At 72.3% G+C, this 16,861-nt stretch carries 14 protein-coding genes; 11 read left to right on the top strand and 3 right to left on the bottom strand.

All coding sequences use genetic code 11. The features are described from left to right. Nucleotides 1-2: 2 nt before the first annotated feature. Complete coding sequence (locus AB0K00_RS26125) at nt 3-953, top strand: electron transfer flavoprotein subunit alpha/FixB family protein (protein WP_363524660.1); 951 nt, start codon at nt 3-5, stop codon at nt 951-953. Between the two features lie 45 nt (nt 954-998). Here AB0K00_RS26125 and AB0K00_RS26120 read toward each other — a convergent pair whose 3' ends face one another. Further along, nucleotides 999-1,838 (bottom strand): anti-sigma factor, encoded by an 840-nt coding sequence (locus tag AB0K00_RS26120; protein ID WP_363524657.1) that lies wholly within the window; start codon nt 1,836-1,838, stop codon nt 999-1,001. Beyond that, nucleotides 1,792-2,412, bottom strand: a complete 621-nt coding sequence (locus tag AB0K00_RS26115) for a sigma-70 family RNA polymerase sigma factor (protein ID WP_363524654.1) — start codon at nt 2,410-2,412, stop codon at nt 1,792-1,794. The genes AB0K00_RS26120 and AB0K00_RS26115 overlap by 47 nt, the downstream gene beginning before the upstream one ends. Before the next feature lie 173 nt (nt 2,413-2,585). On the opposite strand from AB0K00_RS26115, the gene AB0K00_RS26110 reads away from it, so the two are divergent. From AB0K00_RS26110 to gatA, 9 genes are all read left to right on the top strand, one after another. Beyond that, nucleotides 2,586-3,407, top strand: a complete 822-nt coding sequence (locus AB0K00_RS26110) for a DUF4397 domain-containing protein (protein WP_363524651.1) — start codon at nt 2,586-2,588, stop codon at nt 3,405-3,407. 14 nt (nt 3,408-3,421) lie between these two features. Next, nucleotides 3,422-4,078, top strand: coding sequence for a class F sortase (locus tag AB0K00_RS26105; RefSeq protein WP_363524648.1), 657 nt, complete (start codon nt 3,422-3,424; stop codon nt 4,076-4,078). 29 nt (nt 4,079-4,107) lie between these two features. Beyond that, the gene (locus AB0K00_RS26100; protein WP_363524645.1) at nt 4,108-5,274 is read left to right on the top strand and encodes a cysteine desulfurase family protein; all 1,167 of its coding nucleotides are present in this window, start codon (nt 4,108-4,110) and stop codon (nt 5,272-5,274) included. A gap of 21 nt (nt 5,275-5,295) precedes the next feature. After that, a complete protein-coding gene (gene mnmA, locus AB0K00_RS26095; protein ID WP_363524642.1) occupies nt 5,296-6,366 on the top strand; it encodes a tRNA 2-thiouridine(34) synthase MnmA in 1,071 nt (356 codons plus the stop codon). Continuing rightward, the gene (locus AB0K00_RS26090) at nt 6,363-7,313 is read left to right on the top strand and encodes a methionine synthase (protein ID WP_363524639.1); all 951 of its coding nucleotides are present in this window, start codon (nt 6,363-6,365) and stop codon (nt 7,311-7,313) included. The genes mnmA and AB0K00_RS26090 overlap by 4 nt, the downstream gene beginning before the upstream one ends. 38 nt (nt 7,314-7,351) lie before the next feature. After that, nucleotides 7,352-9,502: an NAD-dependent DNA ligase LigA gene (gene ligA, locus AB0K00_RS26085; RefSeq protein ID WP_363524636.1), complete on the top strand. Its 2,151-nt coding sequence runs from the start codon at nt 7,352-7,354 to the stop codon at nt 9,500-9,502. 1,604 nt (nt 9,503-11,106) lie between these two features. After that, nucleotides 11,107-13,116: an EAL domain-containing protein gene (locus AB0K00_RS26080; protein WP_363524633.1), complete on the top strand. Its 2,010-nt coding sequence runs from the start codon at nt 11,107-11,109 to the stop codon at nt 13,114-13,116. Nucleotides 13,117-13,167: 51 nt separating this feature from the next. Then, nucleotides 13,168-13,467, top strand: coding sequence for an Asp-tRNA(Asn)/Glu-tRNA(Gln) amidotransferase subunit GatC (gene gatC, locus AB0K00_RS26075; protein ID WP_203846342.1), 300 nt, complete (start codon nt 13,168-13,170; stop codon nt 13,465-13,467). 2 nt (nt 13,468-13,469) lie between these two features. Next, a complete protein-coding gene (gatA, locus tag AB0K00_RS26070; RefSeq protein ID WP_363524630.1) occupies nt 13,470-14,945 on the top strand; it encodes an Asp-tRNA(Asn)/Glu-tRNA(Gln) amidotransferase subunit GatA in 1,476 nt (491 codons plus the stop codon). Between the two features lie 49 nt (nt 14,946-14,994). Here the strand turns inward: gatA and AB0K00_RS26065 are convergent, their stop codons facing one another. Then, complete coding sequence (locus tag AB0K00_RS26065) at nt 14,995-15,171, bottom strand: DUF4236 domain-containing protein (protein WP_360369307.1); 177 nt, start codon at nt 15,169-15,171, stop codon at nt 14,995-14,997. Nucleotides 15,172-15,248: 77 nt separating this feature from the next. Here AB0K00_RS26065 and gatB point away from each other — a divergent pair, with 77 nt between their 5' ends. Next, nucleotides 15,249-16,742, top strand: coding sequence for an Asp-tRNA(Asn)/Glu-tRNA(Gln) amidotransferase subunit GatB (gatB, locus tag AB0K00_RS26060; RefSeq protein ID WP_363524627.1), 1,494 nt, complete (start codon nt 15,249-15,251; stop codon nt 16,740-16,742). Nucleotides 16,743-16,861: the final 119 nt, after the last annotated feature.

Below are 16,861 nucleotides of genomic sequence, written 5' to 3'. Positions count from 1 at the left end.
CCATGGCTGAAGTACTGGTCGTCGTCGAGGCCTCCCAGGGCACCGTCAAGAAGGTCACCCTCGAGATGCTGACCCTGGCCCGGACGCTCGGCGACGTCTCCGCCGTCGTCCTGGGCGGTTCGGCAGCGGCGCTTGCCGACAAGCTCGGCGAGTTCGGCGCCTCGACGATCTACGCCGCCGAGGGCGAGGACCTCGACGGCTACCTGGTGGCCCCCAAGGCCACCGTCCTCGCGTCGCTGATCCAGCGTGTGTCGCCCGCCGCGGTCCTCATCGCCTCCAGCCAGGAGGGCAAGGAGATCGCCGGCCGGGTCGCCGTCAAGCTCGACAACGGGCTGCTCACCGACGTCGTCGCCCTGGACGCCGACGGCGTCGGCACGCAGGTCGTCTTCGCCGGCTCGACCATCGTGAAGTCGAAGGTCAGCAAGGGCCTGCCGATCGTCACGGTCCGGCCCAACTCGCTCACCCCCACCCCGGCGCCGGCCACCCCGTCGGTCGAGCAGGTCGAGATCGCCCTGACCGACAAGGACCGGCTGGCCAAGGTCGTCGAGCGCAAGGTCGAGGCGAAGGGCGCCCGCCCCGAGCTGGCCGAGGCCTCGATCGTCGTCTCCGGCGGCCGCGGCGTCGGCAGCGCCGACAACTTCAAGCTGGTCGAGGAGCTCGCCGACCTGCTCGGCGGCGCCGTCGGCGCGTCCCGCGCGGCCGTCGACTCGGGCTTCTACCCGCACCAGTTCCAGGTCGGGCAGACCGGCAAGACGGTGTCGCCGCAGCTGTATGTGGCGCTCGGCATCTCCGGCGCCATCCAGCACCGGGCCGGCATGCAGACGTCGAAGACGATCGTCGCGGTCAACAAGGACTCCGAGGCGCCGATCTTCGAGCTGGCCGACTTCGGCGTGGTCGGCGACCTGTTCAAGGTCGTCCCGCAGGCCGCCGAGGAGATCCGCAAGCGCAAGTAACGCACCGATGTGCAGAAGGCCGCCTCACCGGGCGGCCTTCTGTCGTTACGGCAGCGTGCCGCGCAGCAGGCTCTTGCCGGAGTGGGTGGCGTCGCCGTCGTGCGGCTCGGCGGAGATGTCGACGATGTTGAACCGGTGCAGGTCGAGGGTCCCCGGCACGGTCAGCTCCTGGTCGGCCTTCGCGCCCATCACGCCCAGCGCCTGCATCCGCAGGTCGGGACCCTGGAGGCTGGTCGAGTCCAGCAGCCACGCCTCGTAGTCGCCGTCGGTCTGGTCCGGCATGCCCTCCGCGTGGACGAGCAGCTTGCGCTCCCCGTCGACGCTCACCAGGCAGGCATACCCGCCCGCGCCGGCCGGTGCGCCCGGCAGCGCCTCCAGGGACACCCTGGGCGAGCCGGTGGGGCAGGACGCGACGGTGGGGGTCGCCGGCCGGTCCCGCAGGACCAGCGCCGTGCCGGCCGCGGCCGCGACCGCCGCCACCACGGCCGCGGCGGCGGCGATGCCGGCGGTGACGCCCCAGCCCGGACGGCGCCGGGCCGTGCGCCGCCGGTCGAGCTCGTCCATGGGGGGCGTGGACGGCACCCGTACCCCATCCGCTGACGGAACACGAGCAACCGGCGGGTCGGTGTGCAGGGTCACGGCGGGCGGGGGCGTGGCCCGGTCGGTCGCCGCCAGCTCCGCCCGGATCCGCTGCCACACGTGCTCCGGCGGCGGCGGAAGCTCGCGCAGCCGTTGCGTCTGCCGGCCGAGGCCGGCCACGTCGCGCAGCTCGTCCATCTCGGTGCGGCACCGCCCGCACGTGTCGAGGTGGCCGGTCTCGTGCTGGTCGAGGGTCTCCTCACCGAGCGCCAGAAGCACCAGCCGCTCGGGCTCCAAATGTGACACCGTCCACCTCCCATCGACTGCGTAGTCTGGCCATCCCGCGGCGCAGGTGACTCTTGACCGTGCCCAGCGGCAGGCCCGTCACCGCCGCGATCTGCGGATGGGTCAGGTCGTCGTAGAACGCCAGCTCCAGCACCCGCCGCTGCTCGCCCGGCAGCTGGGCCATCTCGTCGGCGACGACGAGGCGGTCGACCACCCGGTCCGGCGGCGCCTCGACCTCGCCGACGGGCGCGAGCCGCCGGACCGAGTCGGCGATCCGGTCGTCGCGGGCGGCGGCGCGGATCTGGTCGACGACCTTGCGCCGGGCGATCCCGAGCAGCCAGCCGAGCATCGAGCCGCGGGCCGGGTCGAAGCCCTCCCGGCCGAGCCACGCCGCGACGAACGTGGCCTGGGTGACGTCCTCGGCGTCGGTCGTGCTCGCCAGACCCCGGGCGGCGAGGTGGAACACGGCCGGCCCGTAGCGCTCATACGCCAGTCGCAGCGCACGCTCGTCGCCGGCACGGAACAGGTCCGTGAACCCGTCGTCACCGTCGCTCGGGTGCTCGACGCCCGCCGAGCTCACCGTGGTTGCCGCCATCGCACAGGCACGTCCTGAAGCTATCGCATCTCAAAGGGGACTTCCGCTTACGTGTTCGGCGCGGACGGGTCCTCCGGATGCACTTCGTGGCCATTTCCACTCGACGCATCCGGTCGCCCGGCGGCCCGCGTATCCCTGGCCGTCAATCGCATTCCGACAAAGGAGCGCCACAGATGCGCATTCGCAGGACACTTGCCGGGCTCGCCGTCGTGGCCGCCGCCACGGTCGGCGCCGGTGCCCTGGCCGCGACCCCCGCGCACGCGGCCGGGCCGTCGAAGGTCTCGGTCGTGCACGGCATCCCCGGCCAGCCCGTCGACGTCTACGTCAACGGCGCCAAGACGCTGGACAACTTCCAGCCCGCCACGGTCGCCGGCCCCCTCGACCTGGCCGCCGGCAAGTACGACATCGTGATCGTCAAACCGGGCGACCCGGTGACCAGCCCGATCATCAAGGTCGACCAGGCCGCGGTCCCTGCGGACGCCAACATCACCCTGGTCGCGCACCTGACCGCCGACGGCAAGCCGACCCTCACCCCGTTCGTCAACGACGTGAGCAAGGTCGCCGCCGGTAAGGCCCGCCTGGTCGTGCGGCACACGGCGGCGGCACCCGCGGTCGACGTGCGCGCCGGCGGCCAGCCCGTGTTCAAGGGCCTCACCAACCCGAACGAGGCGAAGGCCGACATCGCCGCCGGCACCGTCAGCGCCGACGTCGTCCTCGCCGGCACGACCACCGTGGCGATCCCCGCGGCGAGCCTGACCCTGGCCGAGGGCAGCTCGACCATCGTCTACGCGGTCGGCTCCGCGTCGGACAAGACGCTCGGGGTGGTCGCGCAGAAGATCGAAGGACTGCACTCGGCGCCGGGTGGCGTGCCCAGTGGCACCGGTGGGCTGCTCGATCAGCGCACGCCGTGGGTCTGGTACGCCGTAGCCTGCGCCGCCCTGATCGTCCTCGCGGGTGGCGGGGCGCTCGCCGTCCGCCGCCGGGCCCGGGCCTGATGCACGGTTCGTCCTTGACGGGCACGCTCCGGGGCCACGGCTCCGGGGCGTTCCCCGTACCGGTGGCGGTGGTCCTGCTCTTCGCTCTTGCGGCCTGCTCGGGTGACCCGCCGCCGAGCGTCGGGGGTGCGGCCGCGTCGGCTCTCGCCAGCCCTTCCGCGCCGGTGACCAGCGGGGTGCCGGTGCAGGCCGGCGCGTTACCGGCCGCGGCGGCGACGATCACGCCGACCCGGTTGCAGGTCGGCCGGTTGCGGCTGACCGCGCGGGTCGACCCGGTCGGCATCGACGCCGCGACGGGCGACTTCGCGGTCCCGCCGAGCATCGACGAGGTCGGCTGGTACCGGTTCGGCCCCGGCCTGGAGGCGACCGCCGGCTCGATCGTGATCGCCGGGCACGTCGACAGCGCCGAACAAGGGAAGGGGGCGTTTTTCAGACTGCGCGAATTGACTCCGGGGGATGCGATGACCGTTACTGGCAGTGACGGCTCTTCGCGCGTGTTCACGGTCGTGGCCAGGGAGATCTTCGCCAAGACCGCCGTTCCGCTGGAACGATACTTCGCCCGGGACGGGGCGGTGCGGCTGACGTTGATCACGTGCGGTGGCCCGTTCGACGCCCGAACCCGTCACTACCGTGACAACGTGGTGATCACCGCGCAGCCAGTGGAGCGGTAAGGAGCGGGCGGCCGTTAGGCTTGGGCCCGATGTCGTACCTCGACCATGCCGCCACCACGCCGATGCTCCCGGAGGCGCTCGACGCCTTCGTCGCCGCCGCGGGTGCAGTCGGCAACGCCTCGTCGCTGCACGCTCCCGGCCGCCAGGCCCGCCGCCGGGTGGAGGAGTCGCGGGAGCAGATCGCCGCCGCGCTCGCCGCCCGACCGTCCGAGGTCATCTTCACCGGCGGTGGCACCGAGAGCGACAACCTCGCCGCCAAGGGCATCTTCTGGGCCCGGCGGGCCCGGGACCCGCGCCGCAACCGGGTCGTCGCCAGCTCCGTGGAGCACCACGCGGTGCTCGACGCGGTTGCCTGGCTGGAGCGGCACGAGGGCGCGGCGGTGACCTGGCTGCCCGTCGACGCGCGCGGCCGGGTCTCCGCCGCGGATCTCGCCGCCGCCCTAGCCGGCGACGACGTGGCGGTCGCCACCGTGATGTGGGCCAACAACGAGGTCGGCACGATCCAGCCGGTCACGGAGCTGGCGGCGGTCGCCGCCGCGGCCGGGGTGCCGTTCCACACCGACGCGGTGCAGGCCGTGGGGCAGATCCCGGTCGACTTCGCGGCCAGCGGCGCCGCCGCGCTCACCGTCAGCGGGCACAAGCTCGGCGGCCCGATCGGCGTCGGCGCCCTCCTGCTCGGCCGGGAGGTCGAGTGCACGCCGCTGCTGCACGGCGGCGGCCAGGAGCGCGACGTGCGGTCCGGCACCCTCGACGTGCCCGGGATCGTCGCCCTCGCCGTGGCCGTCGAGCTGTCGGTCAAGACCCAGCGGGAGACCGCGGAGCGGATCGGCCGCCTGCGCGACGACCTCGTCGCCCGCGTCCGCGACGCGGTGCCCGGCGCGATCCTCAACGGCGACCCCTCGGACCGGCTGCCCGGCAACGCGCACTTCTCCTTCCCCGGCTGCGAGGGTGACGCGCTGCTGCTCCTGCTCGACGCGCAGGGCATCGCCTGCTCGACCGGTTCGGCCTGCTCGGCGGGGGTGGCGCAGCCCTCGCACGTGCTGATCGCGATGGGCGCCGGCGACGCCGAGGCGCGCTCGTCGCTGCGCTTCACCCTCGGGCACACGTCGACCGTCGACGATGTCGACGCGCTCGTGGCGGCGCTGCCCGGTGTGGTGGAGCGGGCGCGGAGGGCGGGCGCGGTCAAATCGCGTTGACCCGCGGCTAGGCTTCTTGGTGTGAGAGTGCTGGCGGCGATGTCTGGTGGGGTCGACTCCGCGGTCGCGGCCGCCCGGGCGGCCGAGGCGGGTCACGACGTGACCGGGGTCCACCTTGCCCTGGCCCGAAACCCGCAGACGTATCGCAGCGGCGCCCGCGGCTGCTGCACCCTGGAGGACGCCCGCGACGCGCGGCGCGCCGCCGACGTGATCGGCATCCCGTTCTACGTGTGGGACATGGCCGAGCAGTTCCACGAGTCCGTGGTCGACGACTTCGTCGCGGAGTACGCGGCCGGCCGCACGCCCAACCCGTGCCTGCGGTGCAACGAGAAGATCAAGTTCGAGGCGGTGCTGGACCGCGCCGTCGCCCTCGGCTTCGACGCCGTCGTCACCGGCCACCACGCCCGGCTCGGCGCCGACGGGCTGCTACGCCGCAGCGTCGACTACGGCAAGGACCAGTCCTACGTCCTGGCGGTCCTGACCGCCGCGCAGCTGTCCCGGGCGATGTTCCCCCTCGGCGACTCGACCAAGGCCGCGGTGCGCGCGGAGGCCGCGGCGCGCGGGCTCGCGGTCGCGGACAAGCCGGACAGCCACGACATCTGCTTCATCGCCGACGGCGACACCCGCAAGTTCCTCGCCGACCGGCTGGGCTCACAGCCCGGGGACATCGTCGAGGCGACCACGGGCGCGGTCATCGGGCAGCACGCGGGGGCATATGCGTACACCGTGGGCCAGCGACGAGGACTGGACCTGCGGATCTCCGCGCCCGATCGCAACCCTCGCTACGTGCTCTCGATCACGCCGGCCACCAACACGGTGACGGTCGGGCCGTCCTCCGCGCTGGAGGTGTCCACGGTCGTCGGGGTGCGACCCATCTGGCACGTCCCTGACGCCCCGGTGGAGTGCTCCGTCCAGCTGCGGGCCCATGGCTCGGTGTTCCCGGCGTCGGTGTCGTTCGACGGTTCGTCGCTGGTCGCGTCGCTGTCGTCGCCGGCGCGTGGGGTCGCCGCCGGGCAGGCTCTTGTTTGCTACCAGCCTTCGCCTTCGGGAGACATCGTGCTCGGATCAGCCACCATTTCGGAAACTTCATGACATTTCCCTGGCCGGTGGGGTCTGCCACCGGGGTCGGTTCCATGCCCGGCACCGACATCGCCGAGGCGCAGCGGATCGTGCTCGGCGAGCTGCCCGACCTGCCCTACCTGCCGGAGCTGCCCGACCGCGGTCCCGGCGCCGACATGATCGGCCGGGGCGGGGCGCTGCTGACCGAGCTGCCCATCGAGCTGTACGCGGGGCGCTGGCAGGTCGCCGCCCGCCCCGGCCACGACCTGCGGGTCGCGCTGGACTTCCTGGACCGCGACCTCGACACGGTGACGGCGCAGGCCTCGGAGTTCGCCGGCACGTTCAAGATCCAGGTGCCGGGTCCGTGGACCCTGGCCGCCTCGCTGCAGCTGCCGATCGGCGGCGCCGTCCTGCGCGACCACGGCGCCACCCGAGACCTCGCCGCGTCCCTCGCCGACGGTGTACGCGCGCACGTGGCCTCTGTCCGGGCCCGGCTGCCGCAGGCGACGATCCTGCTGCAGGTCGACGAGCCCTCGCTGCCCGCGGTCCTGGCCGGCCGGGTGCCGTCGGAGAGCGGATATGCCACGCTGCGCTCCGTCGACGAGTCGGTGGCGCGCACCGCGCTCTCGTCGGTCTTCTCGGCGGCCGGCGTGCCGGTGGTCGTGCACTGCTGCGCCGCCGACGTGCCCCTTGCGCTGCTGCGCTCGGCTGGGGCGCTCGCGGTCGGGCTCGACCTGTCGCTTGTCGGCGATCTTGATTCGCTTGGCGAACAGATCGATGCCGGCATGGGCGTCTTCGCCGGTGTGTCAGGTCCGTCGCCGGCCGGGACTGTCCGGGATCTCTGGCGCAAACTGGGCTTCCCGCTCACCTCGCTCGCGGTGCAGGTCGTCGTCACGCCGCCGTGCGGGCTCTCGGTGCCACCGGTACCGGTGTTCCGTGCCCTGCGCGACGCCGGCCGGCGGCTCACGGATGATCTGTAGGCAGTTTTTCTGTCGTACCCGGGCGGTAAATTCGTGGCATGAGTGACGCAGGGACCGAGCCCACCCTCGAAGCGCGCGAGCGGCACACGGAGCTGTCCCGCGAGCTGGACGAGCATCAGTATCGGTATTACATCCTGCAGTCCCCGGCCGTCGACGACGCGATCTACGACCGGCTGATGCGCGAGCTGGAGGCGATCGAGGCCGAGTTCCCGGCGCTCGTCACCCCCGACTCGCCCAGCCAGCGGGTCGGCGGCACCTTCTCCACCGACTTCGCGGCCGTCCACCACGCCGAGCGCATGCTCAGCCTCGACAACGCGCTCGACGACGACGAACTCGCCGCCTGGATCCAGCGCACCGAGCGCGACGCCGGCAGCCAGCCGCGCTACCTGTGCGAGCTGAAGATCGACGGCCTCGCCATCAACCTCACCTATGAGCACGGCCGCCTGGTCCGCGCCGCCACCCGCGGCGACGGCCGCACCGGCGAGGACGTCACGCTCAACGTGCGGACCATCGCCGACATCCCGGAGCGCCTCGCCGGCACCGACGTGCCCGACCTGCTCGAGGTCCGCGGCGAGGTGTTCTTCACCCTCGCCGGCTTCGAGGAGGTCAACGCCGCCCAGGTCGAGGCCAGCGAGCGCCCGTTCGCCAACCCGCGCAACGCGGCCAGCGGCAGCCTCCGCCAGAAGGACCCGCGCGTCACCGCCTCCCGCCCGATGCGCATGCTGGTCCACGGCTTCGGCGCCCGCGAGGGCTTCAACCCCGCGAGCCAGTCCGAGGCATATGAGCTGATGCACGCCTGGGGACTGCCGACCTCGCCGCGCTGGCAGGTCTTCGACGACGTTGCGGGCGTCCGCTCCTACATCGCCGACTATGGCAAACGCCGCCACAGCATCGAGCACGAGATCGACGGCGTCGTCGTCAAGGTCGACCAGATGTCCATCCAGCGCCGCCTCGGCTCCACCAGCAAGGCACCCCGCTGGGCGATCGCCTTCAAATACCCGCCCGAGGAGGCGATGACCAAGCTCGTCGGCATCGAGGTCAACGTCGGCCGCACCGGCCGGGTGACCCCGTTCGCCGTGATGGAGCCGGTCTTCGTCGGCGGCGTCACCGTCGCGCAGGCCACGCTGCACAACGCGCAGGAGGTCGTCCGCAAGGGCGTCCTCATCGGCGACACCGTCGTCATCCGCCGGGCCGGCGACGTCATCCCCGAGGTCCTCGGCCCCGTCGCCGACCGCCGCGACGGCACCGAGGTCGCCTTCGCCATGCCGACGCACTGCCCCTCCTGCGGCACGCCCCTCGCGCCCGAGAAGGACAGCGACGTCGACATCCGCTGCCCCAACGCCCGCCTCTGCCCCGCCCAGCTCCGCGAGCGCCTCTTCGCCCTCGCCAGCCGCAGCGCCCTGGACATCGAAGCGCTCGGCTGGAAGTCCGCCGCCGCCCTGCTCGAGTCCGTCATCACCAACGAGGCCGAGCTGTTCGACATCGACGCCGACAAGCTCGCCAAGGCCCCCTTCTTCGTCAACAAGGACGGCTCGCTCAGCAGCACCGCCCACCAGCTGCTCGCCAACCTCCAGGAGGTCAAGCAGCGCCCCCTCTGGCGGATCATCGTCGCCCTTTCCATCCGCCACGTCGGCCCGACCGCCGCCCAGGCCATGGGCAACTCCATCGGCTCGATGGACACCATCGCCAAGGCCACCCCCGAGGAACTCGCCGCCGTCGAGGGCGTCGGCCCCACCATCGCCCGCGCCGTGCACGACTGGTTCACCGTCGACTGGCACCGCGACATCGTCGAGCGCTGGGCCGCCGCCGGCGTCCGCATGGTCGAGGACCAGATCACCTCCGGCCCCCGCCCCCTCGACGGCATCACGGTCGTGGTCACCGGCTCCCTCGAGCGCTTCTCCCGCGACCAGGCCACCGAGGCCGTCACCTCCCGCGGCGGCAAGGTCTCCGGCTCCGTGTCGAAGAAGACCCACTTCGTCGTGGTCGGCGAGTCCCCGGGCTCCAAGGCCGACAAGGCCGCCACGCTGAAGGTCCCGATCCTCGACGAGTCCGCCTTCGAGGTCCTCCTCACCGCCGGCCCGGACGCGGCCCGCGCCGTCGCCCAGCCCACCGACGAGCCCGTCACTGTCGCCCTCGACCCCGTTCCCGCCGCCGAGCCCTCCGCCCCCCTGCCAGACCCACCCGCGTAGCCTTTTTCACCGCCTCGCGACCGGCAGCGCTGTCTGGTTGCCGAGGCGCCTTGCCGGGTTGCCTGCTCGGCGACCGTGCAGGCGCTTCCGCCTCCGCGCCGAGCCGGACGGTGGCAAGGTCGACGTTCGACGGACCAGCGTGCAGGCGTCTCACCCTCACTCGCCGCCCGGCTGCGGAATCGCATGAACTGTCGAACAGCGGTCCGGTCACCACCACGACCGGACCGCTGTTCGATCACGGCCGCAGGAGCCGCTACCGCTGCCGGCCGCCTGCTACCCACTGCCGTGATCCGTTGCCCGTTGCCCGCTGCCGCTGCCCGTCGTCGCCTGTCCGCTGCCGCCGTCAGTCCGCCGCCGCCCGCCTGCTTGCCGTCGTCCGCTGTCCGCTGCCTGTCCGCCGTCGCCGCCAGCCGTCCGCCTGCCGTCAGCCCGCCGCCGTTGCCCGCACGCCGCCGTTGCTGCTGCCCGCCGTCGTCGTCCGGCGCCCCCGCCCGGCGCCCGTCGTCGCCAGTCCGCTGCTGGCCGCCCGCCGTCCGTCGTCGCCGTTGCTGCTGCCCGTCGTCGTCGTCCGCCGTCGCCCGTCGCCCGTCGCCCGTCGCCCGTCGCCCGCCGCCCGTCGCCCGCCGCCCGTCGCCCGCCGTCGTCCGCCGTCGCCCGTCGCCCGTCGCCCGTCGCCCGCCGTCGCCCGTCGCCCGTCGCCCGTCGCCCGTCGCCCGTCGCCCGTCGCCCGTCGCCCGCCGCCCGCCGCCCGCCGCCGTCCGCCGTCCGTCCGCCGTCCGTCCGCCTGCCGTCGTCCGCCTGCCGTCGTCCGCCGCCGTTGCTGCTGCCTGTCGTCGTCCGCCGCCTTCGCCCGTCGCCCGTCGTCGCCGGCGTGTGTGGGTCGCCGCGTGGGGATCGCACGCAACGTCGTCACAGATCGGAGTTGCGTGCTGGGCGTCAGAACGACCACGGGACGCCTTCGACCCCTTCGTGATCAAGCATGGGATCCGGGATTAGAGCAGCGACGGACCACCTGAACAGGACCCCGGCGGCGTTGTTGCGCTGTTTGGCCACCTGTTCGTCATGGTGTCCAGCTGCGGATTCTGGGCGCTCGGCCGCCGGATCGTCCCGGTGCCGGGACACAGGGCCGGCAGGCCCCTGGGCTGTCTGGCGGCAGAGTCGATCGAGGCGACCAGTCCGCGGATTCGAACACGGCGGCATAGCGTGCGATCGCCTGGGCGACCGCTCGTTCGGCGCCGAACGGGCACGCCCCTGCGTGGCGCCGCGGTCGTCAATCGACTACGGCCAGTGCTGCCTGATCGCGCGGGCGTCCGTGTCGGCAGCGGTCAATGTCGCGGGCTTCAGGCCCGGGCGGCGGCAGAACAGAGCTTTCCGTCAGGAATAGGTTGCGGAAGGTGACCGAAAAGGCGTGACGGAACGTCCGGGAATCGCTACTCAGTAGTGATTATTGCGACCGGTGGACTATTGCAGGTCGCCCGGTCGGACGAATGACGGGCGTTTTGTGCATCGATTCAGCATCCTTTCCGGTTTCGGCACCGGTTCAGGGTGCAGGCTCGCAGAGCGTTACGACGGAGTGGTCGGCGGCACCCGAAGCGGGGGAGTGGATGGAGCAGAGCGCGCTGCGCAACATCGCGCCGCCTCGGCATGCTCATCGATTCTTCGCGTACGTGGCGATGGTGGTCGGAGCGGGCGGGGTGCTGCTGGCCGTACACCTGCCCGGAGGGTTTCCGCACAGCCTGCCGGCGGCGTTCTGGGTCCTCGCGGGCTGCGCCGTGGTCGCCGACACCAAGCCGTTCGTGCAGGTGGGCCGGGACGACGTGCTGCTCACGTTCCCTTCGGTCTGCTTCACGTTCGCGATCCTGCTGGAGTTCGGGTTTGCGCCGGCGGTGCTGGTGCAGCTGGCGGCGGTGGCGATCACCGCGGGCTGGTTGCGGCACACGGTGTGGCGGGCCGCGTTCAACGCCGCGCAGTACTTCGTGTCGTTCGCGGTGGCCGACCTGATCGTACGAAGGTCCCATCATGTGGGCTGGATCGTGGTGGCGGCGGTGGCGTGGTTCGTGGCCAACAACCTGCTGGTCTCGACCGCGGTGTGGCTGCGGTTCGGGAAGGGGTGGCGGGCGCGGTTCGTGCGGGCGGTCCGGCTGGACGCGCTGGCCACCGGCGCGCTGCTGCTGTCGGCGCCGGGGCTGGTCGCGGCCGCCGGGGTCGACGTCCTGCTGATCCCGTTGGCGCTGGTGACGTTGTACGCGGTGCGCCGGATGACCGCCCTCTCGGCGCAGCGGGCCCTCGAAGCGCGGCAGGACCCGCTGACGGGGCTGGCCAACCGTAAGGGGCTGGAGCGGGCCGTCGCCGACCGGCTGCAGGAGCACGCGGAGCGGGCGGCGAACCAGGAGGCCGCCCGGCGCCTGGCGCTGCTGCTGCTGGACCTGGACGGGTTCAAGCAGGTCAACGACTCGCTCGGGCACAGGGTCGGCGACCGGCTGCTGGTCGAGGTGTCGCGGCGGCTGAAGGAGCGGGCCGACGCTGAGGTCGGGCGGCTGGGCGGCGACGAGTTCGCGATCGTCGTGCCGCACCTGCGGGACGTCGCCGACGCCAGGGTGCACGCAGAGAAGATCATGGACGTGTTGCGGGAGCCGGTGCTGCTGGACGGGTTGCCGATCGACGTCGGTGGGTCGGTGGGCGTCGCGGTGTACCCGGAGCACGGCACCGACTTCGAGGAGCTCATGCAGCATGCCGACGTGGCCATGTACGACGCGAAGGGCCGCGGCGACAATCTCGCGGTGTACGCGCCCGAGGCGGACCACAACTCCCCGGAGCGCCTGAGCCTCCTCGCCGACCTGCGCAAAGGGCTCGAGAGCCCGGATGATCACGGCATCGCGCTGTACTACCAGCCGCAGGTCGAGCTGGCTACCGGCGAGGTGGTGGGGTTGGAGGCGCTGCTGCGGTGGCAGCATCCGGAGCGGGGGCTGGTCGACCCGGAGGAGCTCATCAAGGTCGCCGAGCACAGCTCGGTGATGCGGCTGCTGACGTTCCGGATCATCGACGACGTGATCGATCAGCTCGCCGCGTGGGGCGAGGCCGCCGGGCGGGTGCGGGTGGCGGTCAACGTGAGCGTCCGGGACCTGCACACTGGCGAGATCGCCGACCGGATCGCGGCGAAGCTGCGGCAGACGGGGATCGAACCGGAGCGGCTGGAGCTGGAGATCACGGAGAGTGCGCTGATGGCCGACCCGCGGCGGGTGCTCGCCACCCTGGCCAGGCTGGAGCGGCTCGGGATCGCGATCGCGCTGGACGACTTCGGCACCGGGTACTCCTCGATGCTGCACCTGCGCCGGCTGCCGCTCAAAGAGGTGAAGATCGACCGCTCGTTCGTGCTGGGGGTGGCCACCGACCCCGACGACGCCGCGATCGTGCGGTCGATGATCGACCTGGCACGGGCGCTCGGGCTGCGGATCGTGGCCGAGGGCGTCGAGGACGAACGCACCTGGCGGATGCTCGTCGAGGCGGGCTGCGACCTGGCCCAGGGCTGGTACTTCGCCCGGCCGATGCCGCCGGAGCGCCTCCTCGACTGGCTGACCCGGCACCGACGGTCGACCGTCGCGCACAGCAACTGACGCGGACGAAATAGACTGCGTCGAGCCGACTGTTGAAGGAGCATTGCGCCCATGGCCACCATTTCCCGCGAAGAGGTGGCGCATCTCGCGCGCCTCGCGCGGCTTGCAGTCACCGATGACGAGCTCGACACCTTCGCCGGGCAGCTCGACGTGATCCTGCAGGCCGTTGCCCAGGTGGGCGAGGTCGCCGCGGTTGACGTGCCGCCGACGTCGCACTCCGTCCCGCTGACCAACGTGTTCCGCGACGACGTCGTCGTGCCGGGGCTGACGCGCGACGAGGCGCTTTCGGGTGCGCCCGACGCCGAGGACAACCGCTTCCGCGTCCCGCGGATCCTGGACGAGGAGGCCTGAGCATGACTGACGTGACGAAGCTGACGGCGGCCGAGCTCGGTCGCCGACTCGCCGCCAAGGACGTGTCCGCGGTCGAGATCGCCACCGCCCACCTGGACCGCATCGACGCGGTCGAGGGCAAGGTCCACGCGTTCCTGCACGTCGACCGGGAGGGCGCCCTGGCCGCGGCCCGTGCCGTCGACGACGCCCGCGCCAAGGGTGACGCGGTCGGTCCGCTCGCCGGGGTGCCGATCGCGGTCAAGGACGTGATCACCACCAAGGGCGTGCCGACCACCGCCGGGTCGAAGATCCTGGAGGGCTGGCGGCCGCCGTATGACGCGACGATCACCACCCGCCTGCGGGAGGCCGGGCTGGTCATGCTCGGCAAGACCAACATGGACGAGTTCGCGATGGGCTCCTCCACCGAATACTCCGCCTACGGCCCCACGTTCAACCCGTGGGACACGGGCCGCATCCCCGGCGGGTCCGGCGGCGGCTCGGCCGCTGCCGTCGCCGCCTACGAGGCGCCCCTGGCCATCGGCACCGACACCGGCGGCTCGATCCGCCAGCCGGCCGCGGTCACCGGCACCGTCGGCGCGAAGCCGACCTACGGCGGCACGTCGCGCTACGGGCTGATCGCGTTCTCCTCCTCGCTGGACACTCCGGGGCCCTGCGCCCGCACCGTCGAGGACGCGGCGCTGCTGCACGCGATCATCGGCGGGCACGACCCGCGGGACTCGACGTCGATCCCGCAGCCGGTGCCCGACGTCGTCGCCGCAGCCCGGCTCGGTGCGACCGGTGACCTCAGCGGGGTCCGGCTCGGCCTGGTCAAGGAGTTCGCCGGTGACGGCGCCGAGCCCGGCGTCGCCGCCGCCTACCGTGAGTCGGTCGACGCGCTGGTCAAGCTGGGTGCCGAGGTCGTCGAGGTGTCGTGCCCGAGCTTCAAGTTCGCGCTGCCGGCCTACTACCTGATCGCGCCGAGTGAGTGCTCGTCCAACCTGGCCCGCTTCGACGGGGTCCGGTTCGGGCTGCGCAGCGGCGACGACGGCAAGCACTCCCTGGAAGAGGTCATGCAGCTGACCCGGGAGGAAGGATTCGGGCCGGAGGTCAAGCGCCGGATCATCCTGGGCACCTACGCGCTGTCCGCGGGCTACTACGACGCCTACTACGGGCAGGCCCAGAAGGTGCGGACCCTGATCACCAGGGACTTCGAGCAGGCATTCCAAAAAGCGGACGTGCTGGTCGCGCCGACCACACCGTTCGTGGCGTTCCCGCTCGGGTCGCGCACGTCGGATCCCTACCAGATGTATCTCGCGGACCTGTACACGATCCCGTCGAACCTCTACGGCGGGCCCGCGATCTCGGTGCCGGCCGGACTGTCCGAGGGGCTGCCGGTCGGGCTGCAGATCATGGCGCCGACGATGGCCGACGACCGGATGTACCGGGTCGCCGCCGCCCTCGAGTCGGCGCTGCCGCCGCTGACCCCGCCCGCGCTCTAGGCACGTTGATGGGGCGGTTCCCGCACGAACCGCCCCTCGTCAACGCAGGTCAGCCACGGCCACCCTGGCGCCACGAGAACGGGCCGGGAAGGTCGACGCGGTTCTTCTTGCTCCGCGAGTTCCAGGACCACGGGCCCAACTTGAAGCTCCAGGAAGAGAAGCCCTCCTGGGTGAAGTGGAAAATGAACGGGCCGAACTTCTTGCTCTTCCGAAACTGCACCGGCATGGCGTTCTCCTCTCCAGGTGAGCAGTTGATACCCAATGCCGCGCGTGGATACACCAGAGGCTGAAAGTAGGCGTTACATGAGCACCGTGACCCAGCTGTCGTATGACGAGGCGATGGCCCGCTTCGAGCCGGTCATCGGCCTGGAGACGCACGTCGAGCTCGGCACCAACACGAAGATGTTCTGCGGCTGCCCGACCGACTTCGGCGCCGAGCCCAACACCCAGGTCTGCCCGGTCTGCCTCGGCCTGCCCGGCGCGCTGCCGGTCGCGAACCGCGCCGCGATCGAGGCGACGATCCGCATCGGGCTCGCGCTCAACTGCTCGATCGCGCCGTGGGGCCGCTTCGCGCGCAAGAACTACTTCTACCCGGACATGCCGAAGAACTTCCAGATCAGCCAGTACGACGAGCCGCTGTGCGTCGACGGGTACCTCGACGTCGACGTGGACGGCGAGCTGGTCCGCATCGGCATCGAGCGGGTCCACCTGGAGGAGGACACCGGCAAGTCGCTGCACGTCGGCGGCTCCACCGGCCGGATCCACGGCGCCACCGAGTCCCTCGTGGACTACAACCGGGCCGGCATCCCCCTCGTCGAGATCGTGACCAAGCCCGTGCCCGGCACGGGTGCCCGGGCGCCGCAGATCGCGAAGGCCTACGTGACGGAGCTGCGCGACGTCATCCGTACGCTCGGCGTCTCCGACGTGCGGATGGAGCAGGGCTCGATGCGCTGCGACGTCAACACGTCGCTGAACCGGCCCGGCGCCGAGTGGGGCACGCGGACCGAGACGAAGAACGTCAACTCGCTGCGCAGCGTCGAGCGGGCCGTCCGCTCCGAGATCATCAGGCAGGCCGGGGTACTGGAGAGCGGCGGCACGATCACCCAGGAGACCCGGCACTTCCACGAGACGACCGGTGACACCACGTCGGGCCGCAGCAAGGAGACGGCGACCGACTACCGCTACTTCCCGGAGCCGGACCTCGTGCCGCTCGCCCCGGCGGCGGAGTGGGTCGCCGAGCTCAAGGCGGCGCTGCCCGAGCTGCCGCGGATCCGCCGGCAGCGCCAGCAGGCCGACTGGGGCTTCTCCGACCTCGACATGCAGTCCGTGCTCAACGCCGGCGCGTGGGAGCTGATCGAGGCGACGGTCGCGGCCGGCACCACCGCCGCGGCCGCGCGCAAGTGGTGGCTGGGGGAGCTGGCCCGGCACGCGAACGAGACCGACACCGAGCTCGACGCGCTCGGCGTGAGTCCCGAGGCGGTCGCGCAGCTGCAGCAGCTCGTCGACGCGGGCAAGATCAACGACAAGCTGGCCCGGGTCGTGCTCGAGGGCGTCATCGCCGGGGAGGGTACGCCGGCGGACGTCGTCGCGGCACGCGGCCTGGAGGTCGTCTCCGACGAGGGTGCGCTGACGAAGGCGGTCGACGAGGCGATCGCGGCCAACCCCGACATCGCCGCGAAGATCCGCGAGGGCAAGGTCGCCGCCGCCGGCGCGCTGGTCGGCGCGGTCATGAAGTCGACCGGCGGCAAGGCCGACGCGAAGACCGTCCGCGAGCTGGTCATCGCCCGCCTGTCGTAGCGGCCGGCCGGCCGACCCCCCCCCCCGGGGTGGGGGGGGGGGGGCGGCCCCCCGGTGCGCCGGGGAGGCGGCCCCCGGGGGGGGGCCGACCGGGGGGGGGGTGGGGCCAACAAGGGCGA

It is taken from the genome of Dactylosporangium sp. NPDC049525 (genome assembly GCF_040676755.1).
In the GTDB taxonomy this organism is placed as follows: Bacteria; Actinomycetota; Actinomycetes; order Mycobacteriales; family Micromonosporaceae; genus Dactylosporangium.
Note: the sequence above shows the minus strand (reverse complement) of the source record. Positions and strands in the feature narration are given on the sequence as shown.